7 protein-coding genes are annotated in these 6,874 nt (G+C 61.4%); 6 read left to right on the top strand and 1 reads right to left on the bottom strand.

Translation table 11 applies throughout. The features are described 5' to 3' along the window. Positions 1 to 199: 199 nt before the first annotated feature. Positions 200 to 2,245, bottom strand: coding sequence for a phenylacetic acid degradation bifunctional protein PaaZ (paaZ, locus tag ABLV64_RS04185; protein WP_276418659.1), 2,046 nt, complete (start codon positions 2,243 to 2,245; stop codon positions 200 to 202). Positions 2,246 to 2,531: 286 nt separating this feature from the next. Between paaZ and paaA the strand changes: the two genes are divergently transcribed. The 6 genes from paaA to paaF are packed head-to-tail and all read left to right on the top strand — an operon-like array spanning position 2,532 to position 6,874. Continuing rightward, the gene (paaA, locus tag ABLV64_RS04180; RefSeq protein WP_004176377.1) at positions 2,532 to 3,461 is read left to right on the top strand and encodes a 1,2-phenylacetyl-CoA epoxidase subunit PaaA; all 930 of its coding nucleotides are present in this window, start codon (positions 2,532 to 2,534) and stop codon (positions 3,459 to 3,461) included. A gap of 11 nt (positions 3,462 to 3,472) precedes the next feature. Then, on the top strand, positions 3,473 to 3,760 hold the full coding sequence (gene paaB / locus ABLV64_RS04175) for a 1,2-phenylacetyl-CoA epoxidase subunit PaaB (protein ID WP_002902768.1): 288 nt from the start codon (positions 3,473 to 3,475) through the stop codon (positions 3,758 to 3,760). A 7-nt stretch (positions 3,761 to 3,767) separates the two neighbouring features. Next, the gene (paaC, locus tag ABLV64_RS04170; RefSeq protein ID WP_004204036.1) at positions 3,768 to 4,523 is read left to right on the top strand and encodes a 1,2-phenylacetyl-CoA epoxidase subunit PaaC; all 756 of its coding nucleotides are present in this window, start codon (positions 3,768 to 3,770) and stop codon (positions 4,521 to 4,523) included. Positions 4,524 to 4,534: 11 nt separating this feature from the next. After that, complete coding sequence (gene paaD / locus ABLV64_RS04165; protein WP_004204037.1) at positions 4,535 to 5,032, top strand: 1,2-phenylacetyl-CoA epoxidase subunit PaaD; 498 nt, start codon at positions 4,535 to 4,537, stop codon at positions 5,030 to 5,032. 7 nt (positions 5,033 to 5,039) lie between these two features. Then, positions 5,040 to 6,110 (top strand): 1,2-phenylacetyl-CoA epoxidase subunit PaaE, encoded by a 1,071-nt coding sequence (gene paaE, locus ABLV64_RS04160; protein ID WP_004204038.1) that lies wholly within the window; start codon positions 5,040 to 5,042, stop codon positions 6,108 to 6,110. Continuing rightward, entirely contained in the window at positions 6,107 to 6,874 is a 768-nt protein-coding gene (gene paaF, locus ABLV64_RS04155) for a 2,3-dehydroadipyl-CoA hydratase PaaF (RefSeq protein WP_004204039.1), read from the top strand. Before paaE ends, paaF begins: the two co-directional genes overlap by 4 nt.

Genomic DNA, 6,874 nt, shown 5'->3' with positions numbered 1-6,874 from the left:
CCGGGGGTACAGGGGGCGGCGGCGACTGGCCGCCCCCTGTGCGCTCCCTGCGCCACGGAAAACAGAATGAAGAAAAATTAACCGGGAGCGCAATGTACGCTGAAGCCACAGATAACATAAAGGACTTCCCGGGGCGAAACCGTTGCAAGCAATAGCTAAAGGATCGGCCAACAGCGCGCCAGCGGTCTATTTTCCGCCATTACGCCGGGAAATCCCCCTGCTGGCGCGCCACCAGGGTGAGAATGGAATACAGCGCCACCGCCTGCTGGTGCTGGTTGAAAATCTCCACCGCCCATTCCACCACGCCGGTGGCTTTCTCCTCAGCGCTGCGCTGCCGCTTGACCGTTTTCCGCTTACAGGTCAGACGCACCTGGATGGTGTCTCCCGGCTTGACCGGTTCAATAAAGCGCAGGTTTTCCATCCCGTAGTTGGCGATAACTGGCCCGACGCCGGCATCGACGAACAGACCGGCCGCCGCGGAGATCAGGAAATAGCCGTGGACCACCCGCTCGCCGAAAATCGACTCGGCGGCGGCGATTTTGTCCATGTGGGCGTAGAAATGGTCGCCGCTCAGACAGGCGAAGTTAACGATATCCGCTTCGGTCAGGGTCCGGCGAGGGGTTAATAAGCTGTCGCCGGGCTGGATCTCTTCGAAATATTTGCGAAACGGGTGAATGCGATCTTCGCTCACCTGGGCGCCGCGTACCCACTGCTGGCCGATGGTCGCCAGCATCGTTGGGCTGCCCTGGACGGCGGTGCGCTGCATATAGTGTTTCACCGAACGCAGTCCGCCGAGCTCCTCTCCGCCGCCGGCGCGGCCGGGGCCGCCGTGCACCAGCTGCGGCAGCGGCGAACCGTGGCCGGTTGACTCGACCGAGGACGCCTCGTTCAGTATCTGAATACGACCATGCGCGCGGGCGGCGCCGAGGATAAACTCGCGCGCCAGTTCGCCGCTGGCGGTAACCAGCGTCCCCGCCAGGCTGCCGCCGCCGGCGCGTGCCAGCGTGAGCGCATGCTGGCGGTCCTGGTAGGGCATCAGGGTCGCCACCGGGCCAAAGGCTTCAATGGCGTGAACCGCCGGGGTTTCATCCGGCTGCGCGCAGTAGAGCAGCGTCGGCGGGAAAAAGGCTCCGGCCGCGCTGAGGTCCGCCTGTCCGCCAAGCAGCGCATCGCAGCCGGCGGCAATCAGTTTATTGACGCTCTCCTGTACGTCCCGACGCTGCTCGTGATTAACCAGCGCCCCCATCTTAATCCCTTCCTGCGCCGGGTCGCCGACGGTCACTTTATGCAGGCGGGCGATCAGCGCATCGCTAACCGCATTGATCTGCGCCAGCGGGACGATGATGCGGCGGATAGCGGTACATTTTTGTCCGGCTTTCGCCGTCATCTCGCGGACCACTTCCCGGATAAACAGCGCGAACTCCGGTTGCTCCGGCGTGACGTCTTCGCCTAACACACAGCAGTTGAGCGAATCCGCTTCCATGGTAAAGGGAATCGATTTGGCCACCAGGTTGGGGTGCGACCTCAGCCGCTGGCCGGTGGCGGCAGAGCCGGTAAAGGTCACCACGTCCTGGCTATCGAGGTGGTCGAGCAGATCGCCCGCGCCGCCGCAAATCAGGCTGATGGCGCCCTCCGGCACCAGGCCGCTGTCGACAATCGCTTTCACCATTGCCTGGGTGAGCTGGGCGGTAGCGGTGGCCGGTTTAACGATCGCCGGCATGCCGGCCAGCCACGTGGGGGCCAGTTTTTCCAGCATTCCCCAGCAGGGGAAGTTGAAGGCGTTGATATGTACGGCGACGCCCGACTTCGAGGTCAGCACGTGACGGGCGGCAAAACCGCCCTGTTTTGAGAGCGGGATCAGCTCGTCTTCCGGCCACAGGATATCGTCCGGTAATTCTCGACTACCGAGCCCGGCATAGGTGAAAAGGGTGCCGATGCCGCCTTCGATATCCACCCAGCTGTCGGCGCGGGTGGCGCCGGTTTGCGCCGAGATGGCGTAGAACTGGTCTTTCTGCTCCAGCAAGTGTTTCGCCACCGCTTTTAACATCGCGCTGCGTTCAATAAAGGTCATGGCTTGCAGCGCCTTACCGCCGCGCTCAATCGCGAAGCGGCGCGCCTGCGCCATATCCAGACCTTCACTGGTCACCTCCCACAGCGCCGTGCCGGTGATGGCGTGATGAATAGTACGGGCGCGGCCCCGGCCGGTCTGCCAGGCGCCGGATAAGTAGCTGGCTAACTGCTGCATCGCAAATCTCCAAATGTGTTACGTGTGATATCTATAAATAGTTCTTTTATGAATCATAAAATGCAAGCCCGCATTTAATAAATTATTAACATTGTGATCGCGATTGCGTTACACCTTATGCTTAACTTACTGTATTTATTGTGGTTTACAAAAGGTTTTGCGGAGATTATCACAAAAAGAGCAAACAAAATTTGTGGTTTTATTTAACCAATATGTAACCTTCAATAAACAAAGTGATTCACATTAATGTTTTTGTTGTGAATATCGGAATCATAAAGGTGATGACGTGACAGAAGAACAACGCTTTGACCAGCGCATCGCGCAGGAAACGGCCATCGAACCGCAGGACTGGATGCCGGATGCCTACCGTAAGACCTTGATTCGGCAGATAGGCCAGCACGCGCACTCGGAGATCGTCGGCATGCTGCCGGAAGGCAACTGGATCACCCGCGCGCCGACGCTGCGCCGCAAAGCGATCCTGTTGGCTAAGGTACAGGATGAGGCTGGACACGGGCTCTATCTCTATAGCGCCGCGGAAACCCTTGGCTGCGCCCGGGAAGACCTGTATCAGAAGATGCTCGACGGGCAGATGAAATACTCCTCCATTTTTAACTACCCGACGCTGAGCTGGGCGGATATCGGCGTGATCGGCTGGCTGGTCGATGGTGCGGCTATCGTCAACCAGGTGGCGCTGTGCCGGACCTCCTACGGGCCCTATGCCCGGGCGATGGTCAAAATCTGCAAAGAAGAAAGCTTTCACCAGCGCCAGGGATTCGAAGCCTGCATGGCGCTGGCGCAGGGCAATGACGCGCAGCGGCAAATGCTGCAGGACGCCATCAATCGTTTCTGGTGGCCAGCGCTGATGATGTTTGGCCCCAACGACGACAACTCGCCAAACAGCGCCCGCAGCATGGCGTGGAAAATCAAACTGCACTCCAACGACGAGCTGCGTCAACGCTTCGTCGACAACACCGTGCCGCAGGTGGAGATCCTCGGCATGACCGTCCCGGACCCGGATTTGCAGTTTGATGAAGCCAGCGGCCACTACCGCTTCGGCGAAATCGACTGGCAGGAATTTAACGAGGTGATTAGCGGCCGTGGCATTTGCAATCACGAACGCCTGGCCGCCAAGCGTAAGGCCTGGGAAGAGGGCGAATGGGTGCGCGAAGCCGCGCTGGCCCATGCGCAAAAACAGCAGGCCCGCAGCGCGGCATAAGGAGAGACAACATGAGCAAAGTTTACTGGCCGTTATATGAAGTGTTCGTTCGCAGCAAACAGGGGCTTTCCCATCGTCACGTCGGCAGCCTGCATGCCGCCGACGATCAAATGGCGCTGGAAAACGCCCGCGACGCCTACACCCGCCGCAGCGAAGGTTGTTCAATTTGGGTGGTGAAGGCCAGCGAAATCGTTGCTTCGCAGCCGGAAGATCGCGGCGAATTCTTCGACCCGGCGGAAAGCAAAGTCTACCGCCATCCGACTTTCTATACCGTGCCGGACGGCATGGAACATATGTGAGGCGGCGATGAATAACCCGAATCCCGTCGCCACCTACGCCCTGCGTCTTGGCGACAACGGCCTGGTGCTGGCCCAGCGTTTAGGCGCCTGGTGCGGCCATGCCCCGGAGCTGGAGATCGATCTGGCATTGGCCAACATCGGCCTCGACCTGCTTGGCCAGGCGCGCAACTTTTTAAGCTATGCCGCCGAGCTTAACGGCTGCGGCGACGAAGATACCCTGGCCTTCGGCCGCGATGAGCGCCAGTTCAGCAACCTGCTGCTGGTGGAGCAGCCCAACGGCAATTTTGCTGACACCATCGCCCGCCAGTTCTTTATCGACGTCTGGCACGTCGCCCTGTACAGCCGGCTGGTGAACAGCCGCGATGCGCAGCTGGCGGCCATTGCCGCTAAAGGACTGAAAGAGGTGCGCTACCACCAGCGCTTCAGCCGTGGCTGGCTGGAGCGTCTTGGCAACGGTACCGAGGTATCCCAGCGCAAAATGCAGCAGGCGGTCGACAATCTGTGGCGCTTCACCGGCGAACTGTTCCTTGCCGATGACCTGGAGCTCAGCCTGGTCGGGCAGGGCATTGCGGTTGATCCGCGCGAGCTTCAGGCCGAATGGCAAAGCACCGTGCATACCGCGCTGCTTGACTCAGGCTTATCGATCCCGCAGGAAGCGGCCTTCCGCAGCGGCGGCAAACAGGGGCTGCACAGTGAACATCTCGGCCCGCTACTGGCGGAGATGCAATATCTGCAGCGTTCGCATCCCGGCCTGCAGTGGTAAGGGAGGAGAAGATGCAACGTTTAGATGACATCGCTCCCGCCGAGGTGCGTGCTATCTGGGGATTGTTAAGCGCGATCCCGGACCCGGAAGTACCGGTGCTGACCATCACCGATCTCGGCATGGTGCGCAGCGTCGCGCGCCACGGCGACGGCTGGGTGATTGGCTTTACCCCGACTTATTCGGGCTGTCCGGCGACGGAGCATCTGCTGGGGGAGATCCGCGCAGTGATGAGCGAGCATGGTTATCTGCCGGTACATATCGTCCTGCAGCTGGACCCGCCGTGGACCACCGACTGGATGAGTCAGGATGCCCGCGAGCGCCTGCGCCAGTACGGCATCAGCCCGCCCCAGGGGCACGCCTGCCATGCGGATATGCCCGCTGAGGTGAGCTGTCCGCGCTGCGGCAGCACCCATACCTCGCTGCTTAGCGAATTCGGTTCCACGGCCTGCAAAGCGCTCTATCGCTGCGACAGCTGCCGGGAACCTTTTGATTACTTTAAATGTATTTGAGGTTGCCATGACGACGTTCCATTCGCTTAAGGTGGCGAGAGTCGAGCCGGAAACCCGCGATGCGGTGACCATCACTTTTGCGATCCCGCAAGCCCTGCAGGCGGAATACTGTTTTCGCCCGGGCCAGCATCTGACGCTAAAAGCCCGTCTGGGCGGTGAAGAGCTGCGCCGCTGTTACTCCATCTGCCGCAGCCGCACGCCGGGAGAGATCAGCGTCGCGATCAAAGCCATCGACGGCGGACGCTTCTCGCGCTACGCCCAGCACGATATCCAGCAGGGGATGGAGCTGGAGGTGATGGTGCCGCAGGGGCATTTCGGCTATCAGCCGCAGGCCGAACGGCAGGGCGACTATCTGGCGATTGCCGCCGGCTCCGGGATCACGCCGATGATGGCGATCGTTAGCGCCACCCTGGCCACCGAGCCGTACAGTCGCTTCACGCTGATCTACGGTAACCGCAACAGCCACAGCATGATGTTCCGCCAGGCGCTAGCCGATTTAAAAGACCGCTATCCGCAGCGCCTGCAGGTGATACATCTGTTCAGCCAGGAGTCGATGGACAGCGATCTGCTGCAGGGGCGCATCGACGGCGACAAGCTGCGCCAGCTCGCTGACCATCTGCTGGATTTCAGCCGTTTCGACGAGGCCTTTATCTGCGGTCCGGCGACGATGATGGACGAGGCGGAAGCAACGTTACGTGAACTTGGCGTAGCGGAGAAATCGATTCATCTCGAACGCTTCAATACGCCGGGCGGCAGCGTTAAGCGCGCCGCCGGGGTGCAGGCGGAGGGACGCACGGTCACCATCCGCCAGGACGGGCGCGATCGGCTGATCGCCCTCAGCGCCGAAGACGACAGCATCCTGGATGCCGCATTGCGTCAGGGGGCAGACCTGCCGTTTGCCTGCAAGGGCGGGGTGTGCGCCACCTGTAAATGCAAAGTGCTGCGCGGCGAAGTGGCGATGGCCGCCAACTATAGCCTCGAAGCGGATGAGCTGGCGGCGGGTTATGTACTGAGCTGCCAGGCGCTGCCTACCAGCGGCGACGTAGTTGTCGACTTTGACGCGCGGGGGATGGCATGAGCGAGCTGCTGATCCACCGCCATGGCCGGGTGCTGCAGCTGACGCTCAACCGTCCGCAGGCCCGCAATGCACTGAACAATGCCTTATTAACCCAGATTGCCGAGGCGCTGGAGGCCGCGGCCGCTGATAACCGCGTCAGCACCTGCGTCATCAGCGGTAACCCGCGCTTCTTTGCCGCCGGGGCCGACCTGAATGAGATGGCGGAGAAAGATCTCCCGGCGACCCTGGACGATATCCGCCCGCGGCTGTGGGCGCGTATCGATGCCTTCCCCAAACCGCTGATCGCCTCGGTCAACGGCTACGCTCTCGGCGCCGGCTGCGAGCTGGCCCTGCTATGCGATCTGATTGTCGCCGGGGACAACGCCCGCTTTGGCCTGCCGGAAATTACCCTCGGCATAATGCCGGGCGCTGGCGGCACCCAGCGGCTGATCCGCAGCGTTGGCAAGGCGCTGGCCAGCCGGATGGTGCTGAGCGGCGAGAGTATTGACGCCCGTCAGGCGCAGCAGGCCGGGCTGGTGAGCGATGTCCATCCGGCGGCGTTAACCGATGAATATGCCCTGCAACTGGCGACCACCATCGCCCGCCATGCGCCGCTGGCGCTGCGGGCGGCGAAACAGTCGCTGCGCCTGTCGCAGGAAGTGAGCCTGCAGGCCGGTCTCCAGCAGGAGCGCCAGCTGTTTAGCCTGCTGAGCGCCACCGAAGACCGCCGCGAAGGCATCGACGCCTTCTTACAAAAACGTAACCCGGACTTTAAAGGACGCTAA

Origin of the sequence: Klebsiella sp. JB_Kp031, from assembly GCF_040064295.1 — a bacterium.
Classification (GTDB): domain Bacteria; phylum Pseudomonadota; class Gammaproteobacteria; order Enterobacterales; family Enterobacteriaceae; genus Klebsiella; species Klebsiella quasipneumoniae.
This window is presented reverse-complemented; position numbering and strand designations above follow the sequence as displayed.

Bases quoted from the DNA above. Each gene is read 5' to 3' on its own strand.
- paaF (WP_004204039.1), top strand. From the start codon at position 6,107: ATGAGCGAGCTGCTGATCCACCGCCATGGCCGGGTGCTGCAGCTGACG.
- paaZ (WP_276418659.1), bottom strand. From the start codon at position 2,245: ATGCAGCAGTTAGCCAGCTACTTATCCGGCGCCTGGCAGACCGGCCGG.
- paaC (WP_004204036.1), top strand. From the start codon at position 3,768: ATGAATAACCCGAATCCCGTCGCCACCTACGCCCTGCGTCTTGGCGAC.
- paaE (WP_004204038.1), top strand. From the start codon at position 5,040: ATGACGACGTTCCATTCGCTTAAGGTGGCGAGAGTCGAGCCGGAAACC.
- paaB (WP_002902768.1), top strand. From the start codon at position 3,473: ATGAGCAAAGTTTACTGGCCGTTATATGAAGTGTTCGTTCGCAGCAAA.
- paaD (WP_004204037.1), top strand. From the start codon at position 4,535: ATGCAACGTTTAGATGACATCGCTCCCGCCGAGGTGCGTGCTATCTGG.